General features: G+C 65.0%; 20 protein-coding genes. 5 read left to right on the top strand and 15 right to left on the bottom strand.

What is annotated here, in order from left to right; translation table 11 throughout:
- Positions 1-12 precede the first annotated feature (12 nt).
- The 12 genes from KAJ83_RS03770 to KAJ83_RS03715 form a co-directional block, all read right to left on the bottom strand.
- Complete coding sequence (locus tag KAJ83_RS03770; protein WP_210680657.1) at positions 13-1200, bottom strand: flagellar biosynthesis protein FlhF; 1188 nt, start codon at positions 1198-1200, stop codon at positions 13-15.
- Positions 1201-1259: 59 nt separating this feature from the next.
- Complete coding sequence (gene flhA, locus KAJ83_RS03765) at positions 1260-3404, bottom strand: flagellar biosynthesis protein FlhA (protein ID WP_210680656.1); 2145 nt, start codon at positions 3402-3404, stop codon at positions 1260-1262.
- A 26-nt stretch (positions 3405-3430) separates the two neighbouring features.
- Positions 3431-4831, bottom strand: a complete 1401-nt coding sequence (gene flbD, locus KAJ83_RS03760; protein WP_210680655.1) for a sigma-54-dependent transcriptional regulator FlbD — start codon at positions 4829-4831, stop codon at positions 3431-3433.
- 23 nt (positions 4832-4854) lie between these two features.
- Positions 4855-5685, bottom strand: a complete 831-nt coding sequence (locus KAJ83_RS03755; RefSeq protein WP_210680654.1) for a motility protein A — start codon at positions 5683-5685, stop codon at positions 4855-4857.
- A gap of 49 nt (positions 5686-5734) precedes the next feature.
- Complete coding sequence (gene fliN, locus KAJ83_RS03750) at positions 5735-6004, bottom strand: flagellar motor switch protein FliN (RefSeq protein ID WP_210680830.1); 270 nt, start codon at positions 6002-6004, stop codon at positions 5735-5737.
- A gap of 180 nt (positions 6005-6184) precedes the next feature.
- Positions 6185-7126: a FliH/SctL family protein gene (locus tag KAJ83_RS03745; protein WP_210680653.1), complete on the bottom strand. Its 942-nt coding sequence runs from the start codon at positions 7124-7126 to the stop codon at positions 6185-6187.
- A gap of 153 nt (positions 7127-7279) precedes the next feature.
- A complete protein-coding gene (gene fliG / locus KAJ83_RS03740; protein WP_210680652.1) occupies positions 7280-8296 on the bottom strand; it encodes a flagellar motor switch protein FliG in 1017 nt (338 codons plus the stop codon).
- 220 nt (positions 8297-8516) lie between these two features.
- Positions 8517-10160: a flagellar basal-body MS-ring/collar protein FliF gene (gene fliF, locus KAJ83_RS03735; RefSeq protein WP_210680651.1), complete on the bottom strand. Its 1644-nt coding sequence runs from the start codon at positions 10158-10160 to the stop codon at positions 8517-8519.
- Positions 10161-10880: 720 nt separating this feature from the next.
- Positions 10881-12380, bottom strand: a complete 1500-nt coding sequence (locus KAJ83_RS03730) for a flagellar hook protein FlgE (protein ID WP_210680650.1) — start codon at positions 12378-12380, stop codon at positions 10881-10883.
- A 140-nt stretch (positions 12381-12520) separates the two neighbouring features.
- Positions 12521-13198 (bottom strand): flagellar hook assembly protein FlgD, encoded by a 678-nt coding sequence (locus tag KAJ83_RS03725; protein ID WP_210680649.1) that lies wholly within the window; start codon positions 13196-13198, stop codon positions 12521-12523.
- 19 nt (positions 13199-13217) lie between these two features.
- On the bottom strand, positions 13218-15110 hold the full coding sequence (locus KAJ83_RS19600) for a flagellar hook-length control protein FliK (protein WP_210680648.1): 1893 nt from the start codon (positions 15108-15110) through the stop codon (positions 13218-13220).
- Between the two features lie 125 nt (positions 15111-15235).
- Positions 15236-15664, bottom strand: coding sequence for a hypothetical protein (locus KAJ83_RS03715; RefSeq protein ID WP_210680647.1), 429 nt, complete (start codon positions 15662-15664; stop codon positions 15236-15238).
- 320 nt (positions 15665-15984) lie between these two features.
- On the opposite strand from KAJ83_RS03715, the gene KAJ83_RS03710 reads away from it, so the two are divergent.
- The gene (locus tag KAJ83_RS03710; RefSeq protein ID WP_210680646.1) at positions 15985-16404 is read left to right on the top strand and encodes a flagellar biosynthesis repressor FlbT; all 420 of its coding nucleotides are present in this window, start codon (positions 15985-15987) and stop codon (positions 16402-16404) included.
- Here the strand turns inward: KAJ83_RS03710 and KAJ83_RS03705 are convergent.
- The 3 genes from KAJ83_RS03705 to KAJ83_RS03695 all read right to left on the bottom strand — a co-directional run bounded on the left by KAJ83_RS03705 (position 16401) and on the right by KAJ83_RS03695 (position 18916).
- Positions 16401-17069, bottom strand: coding sequence for a formyltransferase family protein (locus KAJ83_RS03705; RefSeq protein WP_210680645.1), 669 nt, complete (start codon positions 17067-17069; stop codon positions 16401-16403). The two genes, KAJ83_RS03710 and KAJ83_RS03705, sit on opposite strands and share 4 nt — an antisense overlap.
- 9 nt (positions 17070-17078) lie before the next feature.
- Positions 17079-17618: a flagellar biosynthesis regulator FlaF gene (locus KAJ83_RS03700; RefSeq protein WP_210680644.1), complete on the bottom strand. Its 540-nt coding sequence runs from the start codon at positions 17616-17618 to the stop codon at positions 17079-17081.
- Between the two features lie 245 nt (positions 17619-17863).
- On the bottom strand, positions 17864-18916 hold the full coding sequence (locus KAJ83_RS03695; RefSeq protein WP_210680643.1) for a flagellin: 1053 nt from the start codon (positions 18914-18916) through the stop codon (positions 17864-17866).
- A gap of 287 nt (positions 18917-19203) precedes the next feature.
- On the opposite strand from KAJ83_RS03695, the gene KAJ83_RS03690 reads away from it, so the two are divergent.
- The 4 genes from KAJ83_RS03690 to KAJ83_RS03675 all read left to right on the top strand — a co-directional run bounded on the left by KAJ83_RS03690 (position 19204) and on the right by KAJ83_RS03675 (position 25419).
- Positions 19204-20118, top strand: coding sequence for a flagellin N-terminal helical domain-containing protein (locus KAJ83_RS03690; RefSeq protein WP_210680642.1), 915 nt, complete (start codon positions 19204-19206; stop codon positions 20116-20118).
- Positions 20119-20441: 323 nt separating this feature from the next.
- The gene (locus KAJ83_RS03685; RefSeq protein ID WP_210680641.1) at positions 20442-22403 is read left to right on the top strand and encodes an O-linked N-acetylglucosamine transferase family protein; all 1962 of its coding nucleotides are present in this window, start codon (positions 20442-20444) and stop codon (positions 22401-22403) included.
- Entirely contained in the window at positions 22400-24388 is a 1989-nt protein-coding gene (locus KAJ83_RS03680; RefSeq protein ID WP_210680640.1) for a motility associated factor glycosyltransferase family protein, read from the top strand. The genes KAJ83_RS03685 and KAJ83_RS03680 overlap by 4 nt, the downstream gene beginning before the upstream one ends.
- A gap of 14 nt (positions 24389-24402) precedes the next feature.
- Complete coding sequence (locus KAJ83_RS03675; protein WP_210680639.1) at positions 24403-25419, top strand: N-acetylneuraminate synthase family protein; 1017 nt, start codon at positions 24403-24405, stop codon at positions 25417-25419.

The following is a 25419-nucleotide window of genomic DNA, read 5'->3' as shown; positions in this document are numbered from 1 at the left end:
TCGTGCGGGCCGTCACGACTCGTTACCGTCACCATCATCGCCACGATGCCGGTTCGGATCGTTCCGCCCGAAACGCGGGGAGCCGCCGCTCTCCGCCCGGGCGGCGGCGATCGCCTCGCGCGCATAGGCATCCAGTTCGGCGAGCGCGTCGCGCCCGTCCGTCGTATCGTCCGCCGCCATATCGCGCGGCGTTTCCCCCTCGGATGAAAAACCATTCATGGCGAAATCATTCGCCGCGTCCTCGTCCGGCAGCAAGAGTCGGGCCAATGTCAGGGGATTGAGGGGCTTCAACCCGTCCGCGATCCGGGGACTGCGGCTGACATCGCTGAAGGCGAGGCGACCCGCGTCCGCCGCCGCCAGCAGGGCACCCAACCGATGCGAGAGATCGAGGCCGGTTGCCAGCAGACGCCGCGCCTCCACCGGACGGAATGCCTTGGCGAGGTCGATGGCCTCCTCCGCGTCGCGGCCGGCGCCGAGCAGCAGGACAGGTTCCATTTCCCCCGCTTCGGCGAGTTCGATCAGGAAAGCGAGTTCCTGCAGGTCGTAGGGGTTGGTTCCGGGCGTATCGATGATGACCAGATCGCGGCGCCCACAACTGCCCAATACATGGGAGAGGACGGAGGCGTCCTCGGCGATACGCAATGTCGCGCCCAGCCGGTCGGCATAGGCGCGCAACTGCTCCACCGCCCCGACGCGCATCGGGTCGGCCGCGATCAGGACGACGGGTGCCTGTTCCTGCCGCTCGTCATAGCTAATGGCGACGCGGGCGGCGATCTTGGCGCAGGTGACGGTCTTGCCGACGCCGGGCGGGCCGATCAGAAGCAGGGGCTTGCCGCCAGGTTCCTCCGGCAGGGGACGGAAGGCGAATAGCTGGTCGAGCGCGCCGGCCAGGGCCAGCGTGGGGTCGGTTTCCTCCGTGTCGGCGGCGGCCAGGACCAGCCGGTCGGTGAGGGCGCGCGGGCAACCATGATGCTCAAGCAATGCCGTGATCCGCTCCAGCGCGTCCGCCTGATCCTCCGCGCCGTCCCATTGGTCGAGGCCGTCCTCCTCCGATTCCTCCACCGCGGCCGTGACACGCGCGCCGCGCTCGATCTCGTCGTCCTCCTGGGTCGCCACGATGATGGCGTCCTCGCCCAGCGCCTCGCGCACCAGCGCGAAGGCGGCACTGAGGCTGTCGGCATGGAAGGTCTTGAGCCGCATGGATCAGCGGTCCCCGACAGGGTCCGTGATGGAACGCGGAAGGGGGGTCGGAAAGGTCATCAGATGCTCGCCACCGTCTTGATCCGGGCCTTCGGGTGAATCTCGTTCTGCGAAAGCACCACGGTCACCGGCCGGAATCGCTCGATCACGGAGCGAACATAGGGCCGGATCTGCGGGCTGACCAGCAGGGCGGGCGTCTCGCCCGCCATCGCCTGCTGCTCGAAGGTCTGGCGCACCTTGGTGATGAAGTCCTGGAGCTTCGAGGGCGCCATGGCGAGTTGCTTGTCGTCGCCCTGGCCGATGATGCTCTCGACGAATGCCTGTTCCCAGGCGGGGGAGAGGGTGACGAGCGGCACGATTCCGGAATCGTTGGTGTTCGCGTCGGATATCTGGCGGGACAGCCGCGCGCGGACATGCTCGGTGATCTGGGTCATGTTGCGGGTATAGCCGACGGCCTCCGCCAGCCCTTCCAGGATCGTCGGCAGGTCGCGGATCGAGATGCGCTCGGACAGCAGGTTCTGGAGCACCCGCTGCACGGAACCCAGGGTGAACTGGCTGGGGATCAGGTCGCTTACCAGTTTCTGCTGCGATTGCGGCAGTTCGTCCAAGAGCTTCTGCGTCTCGGCATAGGACAGAAGCTCGGACATGTTGTCCTTCACCAACTCGGTCAGGTGGGTGGTGATAACGGTCGCGCTGTCCACGACGGTATAGCCGCGGAACATCGCCTCCTCGCGCTGGTTCTCCTGCACCCAAACGGCGGGCAGGCCGAAGGTGGGCTCCGTCGTCGCCTCGCCGGGCAGCGATATCTTCTGCCCCCTCGGGTCCATGCACATCAGCATGTTGGGGCGCAGGTCGCCGCGCCCGGCCTCGATCTCCTTGATGCGGATGACATAGGTGCTGGCGGGCAGTTGCAGATTGTCCTGGATGCGCACGGCCGGCATGACGAAGCCCATGTCGCCCGCGATCTGACGGCGCAGCGCCTTGATCTGGTCGGTCAGGCGGTGATCGGCGTTGGCGTTGATCAGCGGCAGGAGGCCGTAGCCGAGTTCCAGCCGGATCAGGTCCATCTGCAGGGCGGAGGAGATCGGCTCGTCCACAGGGGCCGTGGCCTCCTGATCCTCCGCTTCCAAGGCGCGGGCCTCGCGCTCGGCGCTCTCGATCGCCGCGTTGCGGCTGACATAGATGGCCAGCGCCCCGGCCGCGACCGCCATGATCAGGAACGGCCAGGCCGGCAACCCCGGGATCGCCGCCATCATCAGCAGCAGGAAGGCCGCGATCCCCATCGCCGCCGGATAGCCGGATAGCTGACTGAATAGCGCCTTGTCGGTCTGGCCGGAGACACCGGCCTTGGTCACCAGCATGCCGGCGCCGGTCGAGACGATGAGCGCCGGAATCTGGCTGACCAGCCCGTCGCCGATGGTCAGGAGCGTATAATTCTCCGCCGCCGCGCCGAAGCTCATGTCGCGCTGGGCCACGCCGATGATCATGCCGCCGATGATGTTGATGAAGGTGATCAACAGGCCGGCGACGGCGTCGCCGCGTACGAATTTCGAGGCACCGTCCATGGCACCGAAGAAGGAGCTTTCGGTCTCCAACTCCTTGCGTCGCGTGCGCGCCTGATCCTCGTCGATCAAGCCGGAGGAAAGATCGGCATCGATCGCCATCTGCTTGCCCGGCATGGCGTCCAGGGTGAAGCGCGCGGCGACCTCCGCGATACGGCCCGCGCCCTTGGTGATAACGATGAAGTTGATGATCACCAGAATACCGAAGACGATAATGCCGATGACGTAATTGCCGCCCGCGACGAAACTGCCGAAAGCCTCGATCACCCGGCCGGCGGCGTCGGTACCGGTATGGCCTTCCGACAGGATCAGACGTGTCGAGGCCACGTTGAGGCCGAGGCGCAGCATCGTCGCGATCAGCAGGATGGTCGGGAAACTGGTCAGTTCCAGCGGGCTGGCGATGAAGATCACCGTCAGCAGGATCACGACCGAGAAGGTGATCGAGATCGCCAGCGACATATCGAGAAGCCATGTCGGCAGCGGGATCAGCAGCATCGCCAGGATGGCGACGATGCCGAGCGGTAGCAGCAACTCCGCCGAGGTCAGGGCCGAACGGAAACGACCGAAGGCGGCATTGACGCCGCCTCCGCTCACTTGGCGGACCGATCCGCCTTGGCCTTCCTCGGATTCCGTGTTCGCCATGGCGTTTCCGAACGCTCCCCCGCCGGTCAGGCGCTACGATGCTCCGATTCGCGGGGCAAGGGCACGGAGAAGCCTTCCTCGGTGTACTGCTTCAGCTTGTTGCGCAGCGTGCGGATCGAGATACCGAGGATGTTCGCCGCGTGCGTCCGATTGCCCAGGCAATGGTCGAGCGTGTCGATGATCAACGCGCGTTCGACTTCCGCCACCGTCTTGCCCACCAGCTTCTCGCCCGCCGGCCCGGCTTCGTCCTCGATCCCATCATGCTCATCCGGGGCGGCCGCGCGCGTCCCGCCGCCGCTCTCCGGCATGACGGCGTCCAGCGTCTCGTCCTCGGTCAGCAGAATCGCTTCCTCGCCGATCTCCTCGCCCCCCGCCAGCAGGACGGCGCGGTGCATGGCGTTCTCCAGTTCGCGCACATTGCCGGGCCAGTCATAGGCCTCCAGCCGGCGCATCGCCTCCGCGCCGAGAGGGCGGTCGGGCAGGCCGTTGCTCTCACTGTACTTCTTCGCGAAATGCCGGGCCAGGACGGGGATGTCCTGGCGCCGCTCCCGCAAGGAGGGCAGGCGGAGATTGACGACGTTTAGGCGGAAATAGAGGTCCTCCCGGAAATCGCCGTCCTTCACCGCCTTCTGGAGATTGCGGTTCGACGTCGCCAGGATGCGCACATCCACCTTTACCGGCTTGGAGCCGCCGACGCGGTCTATCTCGCGCTCCTGCAACGCGCGCAGCAGCTTCGCCTGCAGGCGCGGGTCCATCTCGCTCACCTCGTCGAGGAGAAGGGTTCCGCCGTGCGCCTCCTCGAACTTGCCGATGCGTCGCGCGACGGCGCCGGAGAAGGCACCCTTCTCATGGCCGAACAGTTCGCTTTCCAGCAGGTTCTCCGGGATGGCGGCGCAGTTCAGCGCGACGAAGGCGGCCGAGGCGCGCTTGCTGCGCGCGTGCAGATGACGGGCCATCACCTCCTTGCCGGTGCCGGATTCGCCCGTGATCAGCACGGAAGCGTCGCTGGGCGCGATCTGCTCCGCCAGTTTCAGCACCTTGATCGTCGCGGGGTCGCGGTGGATGACGGTGCTGCTTTCCTCCGCCACGGCCTCCAGCACGGCGGCGATCATGTCGGGGTCGGGGGGCAGGGGGATATATTCCTTGGCGCCCGCCTCGATCGCCTTGACGGCGGCCTCTGCCTCCGTGCCCTCGATCCCGCAGGCGACCACGGGAACGCTGATGCGCTCCGCGTTCAGGGCCTTCACCAGCCTTTCGATATTGAGGCGCACGTCGATCAGGCAGAGATCGGCGCCCTTGCCCTGGCGCAATAGATCCAGGCCCGCATCGACGGCATCGACCGTCTGAACCTTCGCGCCGCGTTTCAGCGCGATCTGGCTGGCCTCGGTCAGATGGCCTTCCAGGGTTCCGATAATCAGCAGTCTCATCGTTTAAAGGTTCCGTGTACCGATTATCCGAAATAGTCCACCCGCTCCGACGGAGGCAGGATGGTATTCAGTAGCATCTCCAGCCGGCGTGGGTTCTCCTGCCGCGCGATGGAGGCGGTGGCCATGACGTGCATGTGGTTCACCAGCATGTCCTCGGCCGCGTTGCGCTCCATCTTGGAGGCGAGCGGCGTGAAGACCACGTTCGCCAGCAGCGCGCCGTAGAAGGTCGTCAGCAGCGCCACCGCCATCGAGGGGCCGATGGTACTGGGGTCGTCCAGATTGCCCAGCATCTGGATCAACCCCACCAGCGTGCCGATCAAGCCCATCGCCGGTGAAATCTCGGCCGCCTTGCGCAGGATCGCGACGCTGCGGCTCTGGCGCTGGGCGATCGATTGCACCTCCCGGCGCATGATCCGTTCCACCTCCTCGGCCGGCGTGCCGTCGATTGCCATCTGCAGGCCCTGATGCAGCATGGGGCTGTCCTCCAGCGCCACCAGATAGTTCTGCAGCGCGAGCGTGCCCTTGTGGCGCCCGATTTGGGAGAGTTGGAGCAACTGGACCGCCGCCTCGCTTGGATTGTCGTGCGCGCGCAGGATCGTGCGCATCACCGTCTTGCCCGCCCCGCCCATGTCCTTGAGCGAGTAGCAGGCCGTGGTCACGCCCAACGTCCCGCCGATCACGATCAGGACCGAGGGCAGGTCGAGGAAGGCCGTCGGCGACCCGCCGAGCAGGATCGCCATGCCGATTAGGCCCGCGGCCGCGATCATGCCGCCCAGGGTCGCGACATCGATCGCCGTGCGGGTCGTCGGCTGGGTCAGGGGCCGCCGCGGCCCATCCTCTGCTTCGCTCGCCATCGTTTCGCGTCGTCTTTCCCTCTGCCGCCGGTTCGGCCGCGCCGTCGCCTCAGGTCGGGGACTTATCCGACTTGATGATTTCCGTCATGGTGACGCCCAGCTTGTCGTCCACCACGACCACTTCCCCGCGCGCGACAAGGCGGTTGTTGACATAGATGTCGATCGCCTCGCCGACCTTGCGGTCGAGTTCCACCACCGCGCCGCGTCCAAGTTTCAGGAGATTGCTCACCTGCATGCTCGACTTGCCCAGCACGGCGGACACCTGAACCGGAATCTCGTAGACCGCTTCCAAATCGCGCGCGCCCGTGGGTCCGCTCAAATCGGTGGGATAGTCGCTGGCCTGCTCCTGGCTGTCGAGTTCCTGGAGATTGAACCCGCCGCCCGCATTGCCGCGCGGTTCCCGCTCGCCGCCGGCGGCGGCATTACCGTCGCCGCCCCCTTCGGGTGCCGCTTCGTCCTCGCCGGTATCGTTCTCATCGGCCATGTCGCGCCCTCCTGATCAGCGCTCGTCGTCCGCCGGCCCATCGCCGGCGCGTTCGTCCGTGGGGGGCGCGCCGTCCGGCGCCCGTGTGTCCGTGTCCGTCATTCGATCGCCGCCTTCGTCCGCTGCGCCGGCCTCGGGCCCGTCGTGCGTCGCCGCGCGGCTGGTTCCGACATCTTCATCCTTCTCACCGCTTTCGTCGCGCTCTTCGGGCGAGTCCGGCTCATCCCCGCTGTCGTCGGGCTCCAACCCTTCGATCGCGCGGGCGATGGCGGTTTCAATATCGGCCCATATCGCGGGATAGCGCCGTTCGGCTCCGCCGGTGCCCCAATCGACGGCCGCGTCGGATCGGCCCATGGCGGGGTCGCCGATGACGGCGAGCTTGCCGTCGAAGCCGGCCTGCCGCACCAGCGGCTCCAACCGTTCGGCGAGACGGTCGCGCACGGTCTCGTCGACCCGCACGGTCAGCTTGCCGACATCCTGCAGCGTCGCGACCGCGTCGCGCACCAGGGCGACGACTTCCTCCTCGCCGTGACGCTCGACATAGGCGGGCATCAGATGCGCGAAGATGTCCCGCGCGATCCGGGCCATCAGCGCGCTGGCACGTTCATGCGCCAAGCGCTGCTGCTCGAACAGCGGAGTCAGCCCTTCGGCCAGCGTTTCCAGCGCCTCGACGGCCTGGGCCTCGACATCGTCCTGAACTTCCTTGCGGCCGGCTTCCAACCCCTCGCGCCGACCGTCCTCGAAGGCGAAGGTCTTGGCGGACTCCAGTTCCTCCTCGCTATAGGTCGGGGCGGGTGGCTCTTCCGGCTCCTCGGTCTCGGCCGCATCGGTCTCGGCCGAGGTCGCATCCGCGTTCGCGCCGCCGTCCGTATTCGCCGGATGGGGGCGCCGCGCGCGCGCGGCATCGATCTCGTCGAAGTCGCGGTCGAACAGGAAGGGCTTGTACTTCGTCGCCACGCTTTATCCGATCCTCGTCTCGCGCCGCCGTTCCGGGGCGCGTTCCTGAAACCTGAAACAGGGCGCCATGGGTTCTCCCGTGGCCGCCCATGATCACCCAGGGGGCGTACGCCCCAGGGGCGTTACATCCCGGGGCGCTACATCCAGGGGCGGCTAGTAGATAAGCTCGTCCTCGGCGCCGCCCTCGGAAATTATGATCTCGCCCTTCGCCGCCAGGTCCTTGGCGAGATTGACCATGTCCATTTGCGCTTCGTCCACGTCGCGCAGGCGCACCGCGCCCATCGCCGACATATCCTCCTTCAGGATCTTCGCCGCGCGCTCCGACATGTTCGAGAAGAACAGGTCCTTGATCTGTTCCGACGCGCCCTTTAGCGCGATGCCGAGCTTGTCCTTGTCCACGTTGCGCAGCAGCGTCTGCACCCCGCCTGGGTCGAGTTTCTGCAAGTCCTCGAAGGTGAACATCAGCGCCTTGATCTTCTCCGCCGAGTCCCGGTTGCGCTCCTCCAGCAGGGTCATGAAGCGGTTCTCGGTGTTGCGGTCGAGGCTGTTGAAGATGTCCGCCATCATCTCATGGCTGTCGCGGCGCGCGGTGCGGGCGAGGTTAGTCATGAACTCGTTGCGCAACGTGCGCTCGACATCGTCGAGAACCTCCTTCTGCACCGCCTCCATGCGCAGCATGCGCATGATGACTTCCATCGCGAAGCTTTCGGGCAACGCGCCGAGCACCCGGCTCGCATGGTCCGGCTTGATCTTGGACAGGACCACCGCGACCGTTTGCGGGTATTCGTTCTTCAGATAGTTGGCGAGCACCACCTCGTTCACGTTCGCCAGCTTGTCCCACATGGTCCGGCCGGCGGGACCGCGGATTTCCTCCATGATGGAGGAAACCTTGTCCGGATCGAGCGCCTTGGCCAGCAAGCGTTCGGTTGATTCGTAGGAGCCGACCAGGGAGCCGGTCGAGGAAATCTGTTCCGCGAATTCGACGAACAGCCGCTCGACGAGGTTAGAGCTGACATTGCCGAGGTTCGCCATGGTCTGGGAGATTTCCTTGATCTCCTCGTCGTCCATATGGCTGAACAGCTTCACGGCGTTATCCTCGCCGATGGCGAGAATCATGATCGAGGCCTTCTCCGGGCCGGTCAGGCTTCTGAAATCGTCGCGTACCCGCATGATCTCATCCGTGCGCCATTCCAAAGCGCGATTCCGGTCGGCCCGGCCTATCCGGTGACCGATCCGGGATAACGCTCCCAAAGTTCACCGACCGGACAATGCCGGGAGCGGGACGCGCAACCAAGCCACGATTCCGGCGGGAAGCTCAATGCCGCCCGCCGGGCGCCCCACCGGCATTCGCCGTCGTCGCTAACCACCGCCGATCGGATCGCGGCCGGCGTCAGTTGGCGTCCTGATACATCCAGTTCCGGAGGATGGCGACCGCCTCCTCCGGATGCTTCTCGATGATCTCGCCGATCTTCTTCATCGAGGACGCCTTTACCCGCCCTTCGATATGGGCGATGTCGATCATCGAGTCGAACCCTTCATGATCCTCGCCCAACGTGGCCGGCAGCCCGACCTCGCCATGACCACCGCCGCCGGATTGATCGGTGATCATATGGGTGTCGCTTTCGGCGTCGGCCGTGGCGCTGCTCGGCGCGGCCTCGAACACCTTGGTCAAGAGCGGCCGGACCACCAGCAGCACGATCAGGATGCCGAGGACGCCGAGGACAAGCAACTCCACGATCCGGCGCATGTCGGACGTGGTGAAACCGAAGAAGGTCCTGTCGGAATCGTCGGTGACGTCGACCGGCAATTCGGCGAACTGCATGTTCACCAATTCCAGCGCGTCGCCGCGCGCGGCATCGAAGCCGACGGCGGAGCGTACCAGGGATTCCAACTGCTGCATCTGTTGATCCGGGCGCTGTTCATATTGCGTCTGGCCGTCTTCTCCCTCGGGATAGAGGCCGTCCACCAGAACCGCGACCGAAAGGCGTTCGACCCGCCCGGGCGCGGAGACGCGGTTGGTCTGGGTCTTCGAAATCTCGAAATTGCTGCGTTCCTCGGTACGGGACTGCTGTTCGCTCGCCCCTCCGCCCGCGCCGCCGTCGAGGGCGGCCGCATCCGGCAAATTGTTGCCGACGGTAACGGTATCCTCGCCGGCTTCCTGGGAACTGGAGCTTTCCTCGACCGTCTCGGACGACCGAAGCACCTGGCCGGTCGGATCGAAGGTCTCGGAATTGCTGACGACCTGACTGAAATCCATGTCGGCGCGGACCTCGACCCGGACCTTGCCGAAGCCCACCGTTCGTTCCAGAAGTTCCGTCACGCGCCGCGCCAGACGGGTTTCGTAATGCTGACGCATTTCAGCGGCATTGTCGGCGGACAGACCGGGACCGCCTTCTTCCTCCCCGCCCCCGTGGAGCAGGGTGCCCCGATCGTCGACGATCGAGATGTTGGTCGGCCGCAGACGGGGAACGGCGGTGGCGACGAGATGCTGGATCGCGGCGATCTGGTCGTTGTCCAGGCGCTGGGCGCCGGCCATCTTCAAGACGATGGAGGCCGTCGGCTCCTGTGTATCCCGGCTGAAGAGTTCGCGCCGGGGCAGGACCAGATGAACGCGCGATCCCCGCACGGAGGCGAGGGAGGTGATGGTGCGCGCCAACTCGCCTTCCAAGGCACGCAATCGATTGACCTCCTGCACGAAACTGGATTGGCCGAGAGATTGGTCGCGGTCGAAAATCTCGTAGCCGACGAGCGAGCCACCGACACCCTGACCGGCCATCGCGAGCCGCAGTTCCCCCACCTGTTCGCGCGGGACCCAGATCTGCTGGCCGCTTTGGCGTAGCTCGAAGGGAGTGTTCTGTTGCGAGAGCTGGGTGACGATGCGGTTGGAATCCGCTTCGGACAACTCGCCATACAACATCGCCATTTCCGGCGTGGTCACGCGCGTTGCCAGGAAGATGAAGAAGCCGAGCACCAGGACCGCCGTGCCGGCGATCACGCTCAGCCGGGCGGCCCCCAGGTTCTTGACCATATCCATGAAATTATTCACGCCACTGCCTCATCGATGCTTAAAGCCGTCGGACGGGTCCCGTCCCGCTCCCGCTCACCCGGGATTGGGAAGGAGGCCCGACCTCCCCGGACGGCTCTCCCGGCATGCGGCAATGGCCGCGTCGCCGGGCGCGTCGCCCCTCAAGACCGGTGCTGGTCGCGTGGCGTTCTGCCAGCCAGCGCCCCATTCGGACCTTCTGCCCGGGAGCGCGCGGTTCCGTGATGTCGTGGCGGTTGACGGCCACGGGAATCGTTCGGAATCCGCCGAATCCCTTAGGAGGATATCCTAGGATTCAGTATAGGTGAAGAAAAAACTGGGCAAAAATTGCCCACCTTTCGAGCCGTTACGCCATGTGTTAAGGAATCGCCGCGATGAATCCCTTGCATTTTCAATAAAGGCAAGAGTTCATCGACCCTCCGCGAAGATTCCAATTCGTTTCCGTGGCGGAGTCATGGAGTCATTTCAGACTCTTACCGATTCCGATCGGTTCCCTCTCCGGACCCCGGTAGGCCATGCTCGCTTCCCCCGATCCTCACGGTATCGAGTAAAGCTTAACGGTCGATGAAAATAAATAAAATTTTATGAAAAAATAAATTAAAACTCTCCCACACCGGTTCACGCCGCGAATGCGGCGAGGGGGCCATCCCATGGTCGGGCGGCCCCCTCGTGTTGCACCCGGACGCGCCGGGCGAATTTCGATTAAGCGGCTTATCGCTTGATTCGCACCAATTCCTCCAGCATTTCATCGGCCGTGGTAATGATCCGCGTGTTGGCCGAGAAGGCGCGCTGGGTGACGATCAGCTTGGTGAACTCGTCCGCCAGATCCACGGTCGATTGCTCGAGCGAGGAGGAAGCGATCGAGCCCGCACCGCCATTGCCCGCCGTCTTCACCACCGGTTGGCCGGAATCATCGGTCTGGGAGAAGACGTTGCCGCTCTCGGGCCGAAGGGCGTTGGGGGCGTTGAAGGTGACGATCGGCACCTGGAAGAGCTGCCGCTGCTCGCCATTGTCGAAGAGCGCGGTAACGACGCCATCCTCGTTGACCGAGACGCTGGAGAGCGAGCCGAACTGCTTGCCGTTCTGGGTCAGGTCATTGATCACGCTGTTGCCGGAGAACTGGCTGAGGCCGTCCGATCCGCCGATCGAGCCGAGATTGATGTCGATCGCGACCGTGTCGGTGGACGTCGTGTTGTTGCCGTCGTAATCGACCAGCACCTGGAAGGAGTTGTTGCCGGTCAGGGCCACGCCGCTATTGGCCACGCCGCCGAAATCGTCGGTGACGCTGGACAGTGTCCCGTTCGTATTGAAGGTGACACGACCAAGATTGGCGATGCCGCCGGTACCGATCACATCCTCCGCGAAGCCGGAGTAGTCGGTTTCCGTCCCTTGGAAGGCCTCCAGTTCATCGGAACCGAGATAGTTGTCGTCGGCCGTGTCGGATCCCCCGCCGGCATCGATCGCGCTGCCCGTGCCGCCGTCGTTGTTGGAGGCGTCGGTGTTGACGAACTGGCCGGCCGTCAGTTCCGCCGTGACGTCCCAGGCATCCGCCGCCACGCCCGGGTCGACCTTCGTGAAGGTCAGCGTCATGGTGCGCTGGGTACCCTGGCGGTCGAAAACCTGGACCGCGATATCGAAACTGCCGCCCGTGCCGGTCGAGTTCTGCAGGTTGGCGGACAGGTCGACGAGGCTGGTCGGTTGCGGTTTCGCGGATTGGGAGGCGACGTTGACACCGTCCATCGCGCTCAACACGTTCGTCGTGTTGAAGGCGGTATCGGCGGAGTTCCGTGCGAAGCCCAGCAGCGTGAAGCCGGCGGCGTTCACGAGGTTGCCGTTCTTGTCCGGGCGGAATTCGCCCGCGCGGGTATAGAAGATATCGCCGGTCGGCTCGTACTCGTTCGTCACCGGGTTCAGGGTGACCTGATCGGTGACCGCGAAGAAGCCGTCGCCGGAAATCGCGATATCGGTCGAGACAGTCGAGGCCTGGAGCAATCCCTGCTGATCGATGTCGCGGGCAACGGTCGATTGCACGCCGCCGGCGGAGAACAGCGTTTCCGACCCGCTGGTCGTGACCAGGGTCGAGAACTGCGGACGGTTTACCTTATAGCCGACCGTGTTCACGTTGGCGATATTGTCCGAGATCATCGCCATCGACTGGCTTTGCACGAACAAGCCGGATACGCCGGACCGCAAGCCACCGAAGATACTCATGCTCTCATCCTCCGTTCGACGGCGGGTTCACCGTCATGTCGCCGGTCCGCCCCATGGGCGCGGGCCGCGATCGTCCTCGTCTCTGCCTCGGGCGGCGCGGAATCGGCCGGACCGGGCGGGTGATCAATTCCGGCTCCCGGTCAGGTGCCGGCGGTCTCCTCGACGCTCAGCACGCGGCTGAGCGGGATCGGTACGTCACCGGCCTTCAGGATCGTTTCGTTGGGCGTGTATTCGACACCGGTGATCTTGCCGGTGGTCTGGTAGCTGGCCTCGACCGCTTCCTCGTTTTCGTCGATCGCGCCCAACTGGAAACTATAGACCCCTTCCGGCATGTCCTCGCCCAACAGCGTCTTACCGTCCCAGGTGACCTTATGGTTGCCGGCGGTCTTATCCGCCGGGATCACGGTCACGAGGTCCCCCTCGCTGGTATAGACCTGCATGGCGGCGCTCTTGGCGTCCTTCGGCAGGGTGTAGGAAAGCTCGACCGGGTCGGTTCCGTTGAAGTTGAATTCGTTATAGTCGGCGGTCACCGTCTGGCCGATATAGGAGACGGCGCCCATCGCCTCGTTGCCCCGGTTGAGGGAGATCAACTGGTCGAGCTGGCCGCTCTGTCGTACCGACTGTTCGACGCCGGCGAACGCGACGAGCTGGTTGGTGAATTCGTGCGTATCCATCGGCGACAGCGGGTCCTGGTTCTGCAACTGCGTGGTCAGAATCGTCAGGAAGTTGTCGAAGTTGTCGGTCAAGCCGGTGACCGCCGCTTCCTGCTTGGCGGTCGATCCGCTGGTTCCGAAGGGGTTAACGGCCGAGGTTTCCATCTCTTTGGTCCTTTAGCCTCTAGACGCGCATGTTCAGGCGGCCGTCGGCGGAATAGCCGCCGCTTTCGCCCAAATCGTCGAAGGGGTCTCTCGCGGGGAGGTCACTCTCGCCCGCGTCGTCGAATTCATTGCCGGCTTGCATCGGGCCATTGCCGCGGCCGTCGCCGTCCTGCTGCTGGCCGCGCAAATTGAAGCTCAGGCTTTGCTGATCGGCCTTCAAGCCGGCATCGTTTAGCGTTTGCAGGAGCTGGCGCTGGTCCTGGCGCAGCATGTCCAGGGTTTCCGGCTTGTCGGCCGAGATCACGGCGGTCATCCGGCCATCGTGGCTGACTTCCATTTTGATTTCCACGCGCCCAAGATCGGCGGGACGCAACTGGATCTGTATCCGGTCGCTGCCGGTGCCGGCTGCCTTGTGAATTTGAACCGCCAATTGATCGGCGATCGGCGGGGGCGGGGTGTTGCGCGCGGTTTGGGCGGTCGGCGGGGGCGCGCTGCGTTGCTGGACCGAATTGTTCTGGCCGGTCAGGCTGGTCGTGCCGGTCATAGCGTCGGTCGCGACGGCGGGTTTGCCGCTGCCGGTTGTCGCCCCCATGCGCGCACCGGATTCCGCGGCGAGTTGGGTGCCGAACGATCCCGACTTCGGTTGCGCCTGCTGGGCACCGAGGCCAGGGGCCGCTTGCGCCGCCGGCTGCTCGGGCGCTTTCGCGCCAGTGTTCTGATTGGCGGCGAGCTTCGCCTCCGCCTTGGCCTTCGCGGCCTGCGCGCTGGGCGCGGCATTGCTGGTACCCTTGCCATTGGCGTTTGCCTCGCCGCCGCCGCTGGCGACGGCGCCATCCCGGCCCTGGGCACGCAGGCCGGTCAAGATATTTTGCGCCTCGTCCGGGTTGGCGTTCGCGAGTGTGGAGCCGTTGCCGGCCGGGTTGGCGGCGGCGCCCTTGCCGTTGGCGCGCGCGCTTTGCGCGGCGATCGCGGAGGCGGCATCCAGCGTGCCCTGCGGCGCGCCGCCGGGTTGCGTTTGCGCTTGCGTAACCTGCACGCGGCCCGGCAGATCGGCGGTGGATTGGCCGGCTTGCCGCGGCGCCACCGTGTCGGCCGCCTTACCGGCACTGGCTTGAGCCTGGGCAGCCTGCCCGGTCGAATCGGCCTTGGCCGGGGCGGCCGGGCGGGCTTCGGACTTGGGCGAGGCGGCAGTCGCATCGCCCGATCCAGCCGGCGTCGCCTTGGTGTTCGCCGGGGTGTTCTGGGAACCCTGCGCGCCCTGCGTGGACACGCCGTCATCGGCGGTGCGGGCCGGTTGGTCGGCGCGCGCTTGCGGTGCATCATGCGCCGGGCGGTCTGCGCGTGGGCGGGCCTCGGCCTGCCGACCGTCATGACGGGCCGAATCGCGCGCGGCCGAGTCCCGGACATCGTCGCGCGCCGTGCTGTCGAAGCCCGCGTCCCGGGGGCGCTGATCCGTGAGCGCCCCGGCATCCTGGGAGGCGTCGGCCCGTTGCGGCACGGAGAGTTGCGATTCCGCGCGGCTCAACGCCATGTTCCGGCCGAGCCGCCCTTGCAGCAGCGCGGCGAAGTCCGGCGCACCGGACGCCGCGACGGCGTTTTCCTCTTTGGGATCGGCCTTGCTCGCCTTCGTCGCGGCGGTCGCCGCGCTGAGAACTTCCTGCCGATTGTCGAGCCCTGTAACGGACATGGGCCATGTCTCCCGAGATTGGTTCGAGAGGCATGGAGCAAAAGCCGGGCCAGATTCGAGTGTGGGGAATAATTTATTGATTATAAAAGAAACTTTTTTCCTGTTCGTCCGGTTCGATGGTGACGAATAGGGGCGGGGGCGAGGCGGCGGTCCGGTGAGGGCGGTGCCTTGCAGCTTTTGCCCGGCAATGCTGTCCGAAGGGCGGCGCGGCGAACCGGGGCGCACGGTCGCGCCCCGAAGGCCGGACCGGGAGGCGGCTACGCGAAAACCCCGCCAAGCGCGAGGTCACCAGCCGGCGTTCGGAAATCGTCGGGTCGGGACGTTACGCGCCCCGAATTCGGGACGGTGACCTAGATCGAGCGATCGAAGGATTGCGCGGCGGCCCGGTTCGAGGATGAAATCTGCTCGAACTGATCAGCCAGGAATTCCACGAGGCTCTCGGACGGGATGCGTTGAATCACGTCTTCCGTCTTCGGCGTCAGGATTTCCAGGAAAACCAGATCGTTTTCCGTATCGAAGCCGACGCGGGTTTTGAGGCCCTGAATCTTGAGGTCGTCGATGGAGGCGACCGCCGCTTCCCGGGCACCGCGATCCTGACGCCGCAGGGCGTCGTCGTCGCGAACATTGGTGTCCTCGGCATTGGTGGCGGCGGTGACGACCTGATCCGGCACGTTCTGCACGGTCTGGGTCGCGCCCGAGGCGTTGGTGCCGTTCGGTCCCTGCTGCGATTGCTGCTGTTGCTGTTGCAGCGGAACCTGCGTGGTAAGATTGACTTCCATGGTCTTGGTCCTCTCCGGTCTGAGCTTCTGCCGAACCGATCGAGTTGGGGGTGCGGTGGCGGGCTCAGGTTCCGCGATGCGCCCCGGCACACCCTTCCTAGCGTGCCTTTTCTTTATATGCCGCGTTTCGCGCGAAAATTCAAGCAACATCTGATAGGCTTGGCGGCGGCGCGGGCGGACTCGGCCTGGCGGCGCGGGTGGCGGTCCATGGCATGAGAGGGGTGCCGGTCTTTGCGCTTGGATCGTTCGGCGCCTATATAGGGCGATAGTGCCTCGCCCATCGCGCTTTCCCATCGGCACTTTTCTCGGAGTATCCCGCCATGCCGCTTCGAATTAAACTGCCCGCGAAGGAACGGATCATCGTCAACGGCGCGGTGATCGAGAATGCCGGCGATGCGACGACGATCGTGTTGCACAACCGGGCGGATGTCCTGCGTCGCAAGGAAGTGATGAGCGAGGGGGAGGCGACGACGCCGGCGCGCCGTGTCTATTACGCGCTTCAGTGCGCCTATATGTTCGACGAGGAGCGTCCCCGCTATGCCGAGCATGCGCGCCAGTTCCTGCATCAATATATCGAAGCGGCTCCCAGCGCGGCGGAGATCGCGGCGCGGATCGAGGGCATGATCGACGCCGGCAAGCTCTATAACGCACTGCGGGCGACCCAGGATCTGGTCGACCACGAGACGGAGCGCATGAGCTCGATCGGTGCCGGTTCGACGGGTACCCCGGACGACGGTTAACCGCCGTCCATGTCGTCCGCGGGGGAGGGTACGGACGGTACGATCGAATAGATTCCCTCGCAGGCCCGGAAGCGCCGGGCCGTTTCCTCCTGGTCGAGGCCGGGCGGGATGCGTCTTAACGCTTCGTATTCCGCCATCCGGCGCGTGGGACCCGCCCAGCGCGCGCCGCTTTCCGGCAGGGGGCGATCGACCGCCGCCAGTTCCGCCGCCAGTTCCAGCGCCAGCCGCGCCATGGTGCCATAGGCCTCGGTTGCAAGATCGCGGGCATGGGCGTCGGGTGTCACCGGGAAAAGGCGGGTCGTCACGATCGGCCCGCTGTCCACCCGGTCCGCCATCCGATGAAGCGTGACGCCGAACTGGGACGCCCCGCCAAGCACGGCGAAGGCGCTCGGCTTGCTGCCGGGATAGTTCGGGGGCCCGGGATGGAAGTTATAGGCGTTGTAAGCGATCGCACGCAGAACGTCGGGCGGTGCGATGATCTGGGTGCTGAAGGCGATTAGGCGCGTGGGGCCTCCGGCGGGACGAGCCACGGCGGCGCGCAGGCGACCGATATTGTCGGTATGCTCGGCCGCCAGATGCCGGTTCGCGCGTAAAAGAATTTCGGAGAAAAAATTCGCTTCCGGCTCCTTCATCAAGAGCAGGATGCGGCCGGCGCGCCCGTTCATGGGCGGGGATCAGGCCTCGGTATCGGTGGTGGCGTTGGCGCGCGTGGCCGCGCCCTCCGCACCGTCCGGGGAGGCGGCGGTTCGATCATCGGCGGCGGTCTTGTCGCCGGTCGCTTGCGATGCGGCCTCGCGGGCCGCGGCATCCTCGCGCAGGCGTTTCGCCTCTTCCGGATCGTCGGAAGGGTTGCCCATCAAACCCGCGCCGATTTGGCGGTTGATGTTGATCAGCACCGCGACCTTCGCGGGGTCGATATCGCTCAGGCATTCGACGGAACGCTTGTCGATGAAGTTCGACAGGCTCAGCAGGTTCTGGCGAATTTCGGCCGGGGCGGTGTTTTCCGGGTCGACCAGGGAGGCCTGCAGGATAGTCCACATGCGCCAATTGCGCCGAACCATGTCGCGCAGCGCCTCGTCCCGCTCGGGACCGGCTTCCATCTTCGTGGCATCGTCAAGACGCCGCGCCATCTCGATCATGGCCCAGGCCTCCGCCGCCTGCGGGGGGGCATTGTTCAATGCCTGGCGTTGCTGGCTGGCATAAGGTGTCGTCAAAACATGATCCCCATCGAGAGGCCCCTATCGAGAAATCTCCGACGAGGGACCGGCGATCGCGTCGCGACTCGAACCTCGCTTCCGGTCACTCTCGACCCTGGGCCGGATAGTGTCAGTCTACCGTCGGTTCGTAAAGTATCGGTTAAGCCGACATGTCGCGGATATTGCCTTAAGTTATCCGTCATCTAATTGAAAATAGATATGAATCCCCGCACCTACGACAAAGAGGCGGCGGATGCTTTCGGTTATCCCAGGAAGTTGACGAGGCTGAGCTGCGCGCGCCGGGCAATGGTGGTGTAGGATGCCTGGAGTTGCGCCTGAAGCGTTGATATCTGCACCGCTGCTTCTTCCTTGCTCGCTCCTTCGATATCCTCGAGCGAGCCTTGCGAAATGGCGATGAAGTTCTCGTGCTCTACCCGGGTCTTGTCGAACTGGTTGATGATCGCGCCGTTCTCGCTCTGCAACTGGCGGAGCGCGACGCGCGCCTCCTCGGCGGCGGATATCGCCTGCCCCAGCATGCTTCTGCGTTCGTCGACCGTCTCGCCGTTGCCGTTGGTGTCGGCGGGGCCGGGACTGGTCACGGCCGATTTCAGGCGCACGACCGCGTCGATCAGCTTCTGGAACGCCGGGTCCGTCGCCGTGATGCCATAGCTCACGGTCTGCCGGTCGTTGATCGTCAGCGTGGACTTTCTCCAAGCCGCCGCGTCGGTCGTTGGGCTGGCCGTCCAGCTTGAGTGATAACTTTGCACCGTCGCCGCGCCGCCCGCGTCGACGGTGAATTCGGGGATCGTGTCGGCGGTTTCGCCGGCGTTGGCGGTGCCGATGTCGGTTTCATTATAGAGGGCGAGGTCGCGCAGGTCGTTGACCGGGGCCGTGCCGTAGTTCGTGCCGGCGAAGATATATCGGTCGCCGATTCGGACATTCAGGTTGGACTCGATCTCCAACATCAGATTCTCGGCCAGCACGGTGGTGTCGGTCAGAAAGGAAGGGTCCTCCGCGTCGATCGGCGATGAGATATCGATGATCTCGCTTGCCGCCTCCGCCAACCGATCCAGGACCGCGTCGTAGGACCGGGTGATGCCCTCGGTCAGGTCCATGGAGCGCATATAGGCCTGACGCGTCGCGATCTCGTTCCGGAGGTCTACGATGCGCGGCGCGTCGTTGCCGTAGAGCTTGAGCTGCTGGAACTTCTTGCCCGTGGAGACGCGATACTGCAGCAGTTCCAGCGATTGCTGGCTGCTCTGCATCACCATGAGGTCGTTAAGCAATCGCCCGGAGGTGCTGACACGGTCGACCATTCTGGGTCCGTCCTCGTTCCATCGTGATGGCGCCGCGCTTCTGCGGCTTCATGCCGGCCCTGGCGGTGCCTTGTCGTGGCCGCCGGGCCGGGCGCGCCATCGGGTTCATTCCGCGCCGAAGTCACGCAATTGTCGTGCCAGCCCGCTTCGCCTTCCGGGGCGAACGAGCGTCCAAAATGATGCTTGACTTTCTTTGTCCGTTGCGTCCTTCTATGGCTGCCCAGAAAGGGTGATCCGCAGAAGGCGGGTCCGACATAACCGCTCACCTATCCAGAAAGGATGGACCAATGGCGAATGATATTTCCCTGACTTCCGCCCAACGGCAGTCGCTCCTCTCCCTTCAGCGCACCCAGTCGCTCTCCGAGCGTACCCAGACCCGTCTGTCGACCGGTAAGGAAGTCAACAGCGTGGTCGACGACGCGGTGAACTATTTCCGCGCCAAGGCGCTCAGCGATCGCGCATCGGACTTCACCCTGCGCAAGGACGGCATCGACCAGGGCGTCAGCTCCCTGAACTCGGCCCTCGGCGCGACCCAGGCCATCGACTCCCTGCTCAAGCAGCTCAAGGGTGTCGTCGAGGCCGCCAAGTCTCAGTCGACCGAGGAACGTCAGGCCGCCGACCGCCAGTTCAAGGAGATCTCGCTGCAGGTCTTCCAGCTGGTCGAGGATGCGTCCTATCAGGGTCTGAACCTCCTGAACAACACGAGCTCCAAGCTGGAAATCACCTTCGGTGTCCGCACGGCTTCGGAGATCGAGATTTCCGGTAAGAACCTGATCGCCACGGCCGCCGACCAAGGGCTGTCGCTCGGTGCGCTCTTCACGGTCGCCTTCTTCTCGGCGAGCGGTACGGCGGTGCAGGCGTCGGCGCTCGGGCTGTCCGGTGGCGTGTTCACCGCGATGGGCGAGAACAACTCGAAGGTTTCGTTCGCGTCGACGATGGTCACGCGCATCGACTCCGCGATCAGCCGTCTTCGCGCGACCTCGGCCGAGCTCGGCTCCAACGTCGCCATTCTGCAGACCCGCCTGGACTTCACCGAGTCCTATGTGAACGAGCTGCAGATCGGTTCCGACAAGCTGACGCTGGCCGACCTGAACGAGGAAGGCGCCAATCTGGTGGCCCTCCAGACCCGGCAGCAGCTCGGTATTCAGTCGTTGGCGATCTCCGGGCAGCAGCAGCAGGCTATCCTGGCGCTCCTGCAGTAATTGGAACATCGCCGGTAAAGCCATAGCGTTTTCGGGCAAGGCCCTGGCTTCGGCCGGGGCCTTGTTCTTTTCATGGGCGGGCGTCACCCTGTGTCTTCGGAAGGGGCGGCGAAAGCGGCTATATCCATGCCGTATCGCGGGGTTGTGGGCTAATGATCCGGGACGCTTGGACGAATCCCGTCTAGGCTCGCGGCCGAGCAGAGGTAAGCGGCACGGAGCGGCACGGCATGACATCGGCCGCCCGTGTTCCGGGCGCACGCGGTTCGAGCCCGGACTCGGGCCGGAAGTCGGGGCCGGCGTTGGGGGATGTTGGGGCGATTTTCATGGCAACTGTTTCCGAATCCTACAAGGACGATATCGCCGAGGCGATCGACGGGCTTTCCAAGGGAGAGACGGATCGCGCCATTTCCATCGCGGAATCGGTCCTGAAGCAGCATGGCAATGTGCCCGAGGCGGTCTATGTCCTCGGTCTCGTCGCCGCGAGGATGGACGAGCCGGCGCGTACGCTGGAACTGCTCAAGCTCGCGCATGACCTCAGCCCGAATTGCCAGGAATTCGCCGATGCCCTTGCGATCGCCTATGCGAAGCTCGGTCGGCTCGGCGATAGTCTGTTCTACGGCAAGATCGCGGCGACACTCGCGCCGCATCCGACCATCCGGAGCCTGTTGCCGGAATGGTTCGGAAGCTTCGAGGAGGCGTTCCTCAATATCTCCGAGCCGCAATATGCGCGCGTGGGCGACGAACTCCTCGGCCTCGGCAATGCCGATCGCGCGGTGGAGATGTATCGCCGGGAGGCCGAGGCGCGGGGCAAGGACCCGGGCGCGTGGCGGACATATGCGATGCGGTTGATGGACTTGGGGCGCGTGGTGCCGGCCCTGATGGCCTTGCGCAAGATCAGCGAGATGGGCGCCACGACCCCGATAGACGAAGCGCGCACCGCCGGATGCCTGGGCCGCGCCGGACGGCTTGCCGACATGCGCGATATCCACGAGGCGATGCTGACCGACGGCCGCGTGACGCCCGAGGCCTTGTCTCAGATGCTCGCCGATATCGCCCGGGACCCCGGCGCGGACCGGGCCTATATCGCCCAGGCCGAACGTATCTATGCCGAGATATTTCCGGTCGCTCCTGACGATAACCTGCCATCACGCGCGATCGAGAAGGGTGCGCTGAAGGTTGGTCTCGTGACCTCGCGTTTCAGCCTGCGCGGCGGATTGGATTTCCTCTGGCCGTTGCTCAGCGCGCACGGCTTCGCCAACATCCTGATCTATGTCTATGCCAACGATATCGTCGAGGATTCTATCGCACGACGCGTTCAGGGGACGGTCGCTTCCTGGATCGACGCGCGGGAGATCGACGACCTGACGCTGGATACCATCATTCGGAACGACGGTATCCACCTTCTGATCGATTTGGATGGCCATATGCCGGGCGGCAGACCCCAGCTTTTCATGCGCCGTCCGGCGCCCGCGGCCATTCGTTTGGGCGGCTTGCCGGAATCCGCCGCGTCACAGGGCTTCGACGCGGTTCTCGGTGATGCGGCGATCTATCCGGAGGCGGAGGATGCGCTCGCCGAGGATATCGCCATTCTGCGTGTCGATGGGGGGATTTACCGTTTGCCCATCCTGATGGCGGAAGGTGAAGCAGTCGACGGGGCGACGACGGCGCCCGAAGGGGACGGGGGGGGCGATTCCCCCGGTGGCCTGTTGGCCCTCAGCATCGATCAGGCACAAATCGACGATGCGTTGATAGCGGCGCTCGGCGCGGCCTGTGCGGAGAACGCGGCGCTCAGGCTTCTCGTGCCGGCGGATTTGGTGGGCGGCAAGGATGCTTGCTCTTCCGTCGAGGCGGCTTTCGCGGGCACCGGAGCGGAAGGCCGGTTTGTGTTTACCGGGGAAGGGACGTCGGAGGCGGCGAAAGCCCTGGCCGAAGCGGACGCCGTCCTGCAACTCGGCCCCTGTTGGAGCGCGGGCGTCGCGGAGGCGCTGACGGCGGGACGTCCGGTCTTCACCGCGCGCGGGCGCGTCCCGGGAGAGCGGATGACGGACAGCCTGCTGATCGCCCTCGGCCTTTCGGGCATGATCGCGGAGACACCGACGGACGCCGTGGCGATGGCGGCGCGCGCGGCCGGCGACGGGGCGGCCGCGGCCGAGGCGCGGGCGCGGCTCTCCGAGGCGGGGACCCGCAGCCGCGCGCCCGATTTCCTGTCCGGTTGGGGGGAAGCCATGACGGAGACCCTCATGTCCGCCTATCGCGCGTTGGCCCAGAAAGGAGACGCGGTATGAGCGACTTCGATTTCGGCGCGTCGCTGTTCGATATCCCCGATGATCCGGACGGAGAGGCGGATACGCTGTTCGAACGGAATCTGGGCGTCCTGCGCGATGTTTCGCCCGCGATCGCGGAACAGGTGGAGGCGATCGATTCCCCCATCAGCCGGATGATCGGATCGCTCGAGGATGGGACGATCAATATCGATCTTGGCCATACCGCCTTCTATGAAGGTGGGGCGGTCGCCTATACCGACGAGCAGGTCGAAGCCTTCCTCGCCAAGCCGCGACGGATCAAGATCCCGTTCTATAAACGCGCGTCGGACACGCAACTCTGTAATCAACGCGTGGTCAACGAGGCGCTGGATTGGCTGGACGAGAAGGAATGCGAACCGGAATCGGAACCGGACGCGGATGGTGGCTATCTGATCCTGCTTGGCCTCGGGCTCGGCCTGGGTGTGGAACGGCTGCTGGAGAATCTACCCGTCCGCAATCTCGTCATTGTCGAGCAGTTCCCGGAATTCATCCGCCATTCCATGGAAACCGTCGATTGGACCCGCTGGCAGGAAATCCTCGAGGAACGGGGCGGCAGTATGCGGTTCATTCTGGCCCAGGATACCTATCAGGCGGCCAACGATCTCTATATCTATGTGCGCCACCATCATTTCGGTCTGATCGACGGCAGCTACCTGTTGCTTCACTATCAGTCGAGCTTCACGCGCGGCGCCCTCGACGAATTGGTGAGCCGCCTACCGGTCATCGCGGCCAATCCCGGTTTCTTCGAGGATGAAATCGTGATGCTGCGCAATGGTTTCCGCAATCTGCGGCGCCATCGCCACAAGCTGCTTCAGGACCGCCGACGGCTGATGTTGACGGCGCCGGTGATCGTGGTGGCCTCCGGTCCGTCGGTCGATGGCGCCATCGACTTCATCCGCGAGAACAAGGAGAAGGCCGTCCTTATCACCTGCGGCACGGGGCTGGGCGCGCTCCTCGGTTACGGCATCAAGCCGGACTTCCATGTCGACACCGAGAACACGCCGGGTCCGCTGGAGATTCTGAGCGGCCTTTCGGAAAAATACGATCTGAGCGGTATTACCCTGATCGCCTGCAACACGGTCGATCCGGGGGTGCCGGCGCTGTTCGGCGAGAATTACCTCTATTTCCGGGATTCCGTCTCCGCGACGCATTTCTTCGGGCGCGACCACCGGCCGCTTTTCCTGGCGGCGCCGACGGTTTCGAACGCGGCGGTGCGCGCGATGCTAGCCCTCGGCTTTCGCGAGATATATCTGGTCGGCGTCGATCTCGGAAGCCGCGACAAGAACCAGCATCATTCGCGCAAGTCGATCTACATCGCCGACGACAAATTTCTGGAGACGCACCCGGAGCACGCGGCGGCGAGCAAGTACGGCATCCGCCGCCCCGGTAGTCTGGGCGGCACCGTGTTCGCGAATACGAGCTTTCTTTATGCCGCCATGTACATGTCGAACCTGTTGCGGGTCTTCCCCGGCACGACGGTCTATAATCTGAGCGATGGAACGCGCATCCATGGTACGATTCCGCGCTTGCCGCGCGCGGTAACCTTGACGAGCGACGCGGCCATCAAGGCCCGCGATCTGCAACTTGTCGCCAATACGCTGGAGGATGGCGGTGATTATCATGGCTTCGATAGCGGCGAGATCGAGGCCCTGAAGCGCGAGATGTCCCGGATGCTCGGGGACATCGCGGCGCTGTTCCGCGATATCCGCGATCCGGTCGAATTGTTCGACGCGATCAAGGACCTGTTCTGGGCGATGAGCGAGGACCCGATCGACCGGACGGTCTATGCCTATCTCTGGGGAACGACCCTGATGTTCTATCAGTTCCTCTATATCACCGTCCGCCGCTTGCCGGAGGAAGGGCGGGAAGCCTTCATGGATATGGCGGCGGAACGGAGCGCGGCGGAGATCGAGCGTTTGGACACGGTTTTCGCCGAACTTGCCGACACCCTGATCGCGGAATTATAGGAGCACATCCCGTAATGCGCCTTTTCGGCAAGGATACGGCGCGAGAGGTCGTCCTCATCGCGGAAATAGGCGTGAACCACGAGGGCGATCCGGAAAAGGCGGTCGACCTGCTTCACCTCGCCGCGCGGGCCGGCGCCGACGCGGTCAAGTTCCAGAGCTATACGCCGGAGCGTTTCGTGACTTCCGAGGATGCCGCGCGGCTGGAACGGGTGGGGCGCTTCGCCCTGGACGAAGCGGCGCATCGCCACCTGAAGGCGGAGGCGGACAAGGCCGGTGTCGCCTTCCTGTCCACCCCGGTGACGGAAGATTGGGTTCCTCTGCTGGCGGAACTCGGCACCGCGATCAAGATCATGTCGGGGGACCTGACCTCGCCCGCGACGATCCGGGCGGCGGCGCGCACCGGTTTGCCGGTCTTGCTCTCAACCGGCGGCGGCCGGATCGATGAGGTGGACCGCGCGGTCGGTTGGATGCGCGAGGAGGTAGGGGAGGCCGCGCTGGCCGGGCGCTTGGCGGTCCTGCATTGCGTCAGCGCCTATCCGACGCCGATGGAGGAGGCCAACCTGCTTTCCATTCCCTTCATGACGGCGCGGTATGCGCCCGTCACGGTGGGATATTCCAACCATGTGATCGGGCCGGAGGCCGTGCTGGCCGCCGTCGCCCTGGGCGCGCGGGTGGTGGAGGTGCATTTCACCGACCGGAAGCACGGCCGGGAATTTCGCGATCACGCCCTCTCGGCGGATCCGGCGGACATGGCCTATCTCGCCCGGACGATCCCGGCCATCGTCGACGCGCGCGGAGAGTGGGAGAAGACGCCGCAGCCCTGCGAGCGCGAGGCCATCGCCGCGATCCGCAAGGGCGTCGTCGCGGCGCGGGATCTGCCGGACGGCCGGCGCCTCGCGCGGGAGGACCTGATGTTCGCGCGCCCGGGCAGCGAGATTCCGGCGATGGAAATCGACCGGGTCATCGGCAAACGTCTGAACCGGGCACTTGCCAAGGGCGCCATCCTGCGCCGATCGGATTTGGCGGAGTGA

The sequence above is a fragment of the Marivibrio halodurans genome, from assembly GCF_017963645.1.
In the GTDB taxonomy this organism is placed as follows: Bacteria; Pseudomonadota; Alphaproteobacteria; order UBA8366; family Aestuariispiraceae; genus Marivibrio; species Marivibrio halodurans.
Note: the sequence above shows the minus strand (reverse complement) of the source record. Positions and strands in the feature narration are given on the sequence as shown.

Excerpts from the sequence above, each read along its gene's own strand:
- KAJ83_RS03770 (WP_210680657.1), bottom strand. The coding sequence starts at position 1,200 with ATGCGGCTCAAGACCTTCCATGCCGACAGCCTCAGTGCCGCCTTCGCG.
- flhA (WP_210680656.1), bottom strand. The coding sequence starts at position 3,404 with ATGGCGAACACGGAATCCGAGGAAGGCCAAGGCGGATCGGTCCGCCAA.
- flbD (WP_210680655.1), bottom strand. The coding sequence starts at position 4,831 with ATGAGACTGCTGATTATCGGAACCCTGGAAGGCCATCTGACCGAGGCC.
- KAJ83_RS03755 (WP_210680654.1), bottom strand. The coding sequence starts at position 5,685 with ATGGCGAGCGAAGCAGAGGATGGGCCGCGGCGGCCCCTGACCCAGCCG.
- fliG (WP_210680652.1), bottom strand. The coding sequence starts at position 8,296 with ATGCGGGTACGCGACGATTTCAGAAGCCTGACCGGCCCGGAGAAGGCC.
- fliF (WP_210680651.1), bottom strand. The coding sequence starts at position 10,160 with ATGGATATGGTCAAGAACCTGGGGGCCGCCCGGCTGAGCGTGATCGCC.
- KAJ83_RS03730 (WP_210680650.1), bottom strand. The coding sequence starts at position 12,380 with ATGAGTATCTTCGGTGGCTTGCGGTCCGGCGTATCCGGCTTGTTCGTG.
- KAJ83_RS03725 (WP_210680649.1), bottom strand. The coding sequence starts at position 13,198 with ATGGAAACCTCGGCCGTTAACCCCTTCGGAACCAGCGGATCGACCGCC.
- KAJ83_RS03715 (WP_210680647.1), bottom strand. The coding sequence starts at position 15,664 with ATGGAAGTCAATCTTACCACGCAGGTTCCGCTGCAACAGCAACAGCAG.
- KAJ83_RS03710 (WP_210680646.1), top strand. The coding sequence starts at position 15,985 with ATGCCGCTTCGAATTAAACTGCCCGCGAAGGAACGGATCATCGTCAAC.
- KAJ83_RS03705 (WP_210680645.1), bottom strand. The coding sequence starts at position 17,069 with ATGAACGGGCGCGCCGGCCGCATCCTGCTCTTGATGAAGGAGCCGGAA.
- KAJ83_RS03695 (WP_210680643.1), bottom strand. The coding sequence starts at position 18,916 with ATGGTCGACCGTGTCAGCACCTCCGGGCGATTGCTTAACGACCTCATG.
- KAJ83_RS03690 (WP_210680642.1), top strand. The coding sequence starts at position 19,204 with ATGGCGAATGATATTTCCCTGACTTCCGCCCAACGGCAGTCGCTCCTC.
- KAJ83_RS03685 (WP_210680641.1), top strand. The coding sequence starts at position 20,442 with ATGGCAACTGTTTCCGAATCCTACAAGGACGATATCGCCGAGGCGATC.
- KAJ83_RS03680 (WP_210680640.1), top strand. The coding sequence starts at position 22,400 with ATGAGCGACTTCGATTTCGGCGCGTCGCTGTTCGATATCCCCGATGAT.
- KAJ83_RS03675 (WP_210680639.1), top strand. The coding sequence starts at position 24,403 with ATGCGCCTTTTCGGCAAGGATACGGCGCGAGAGGTCGTCCTCATCGCG.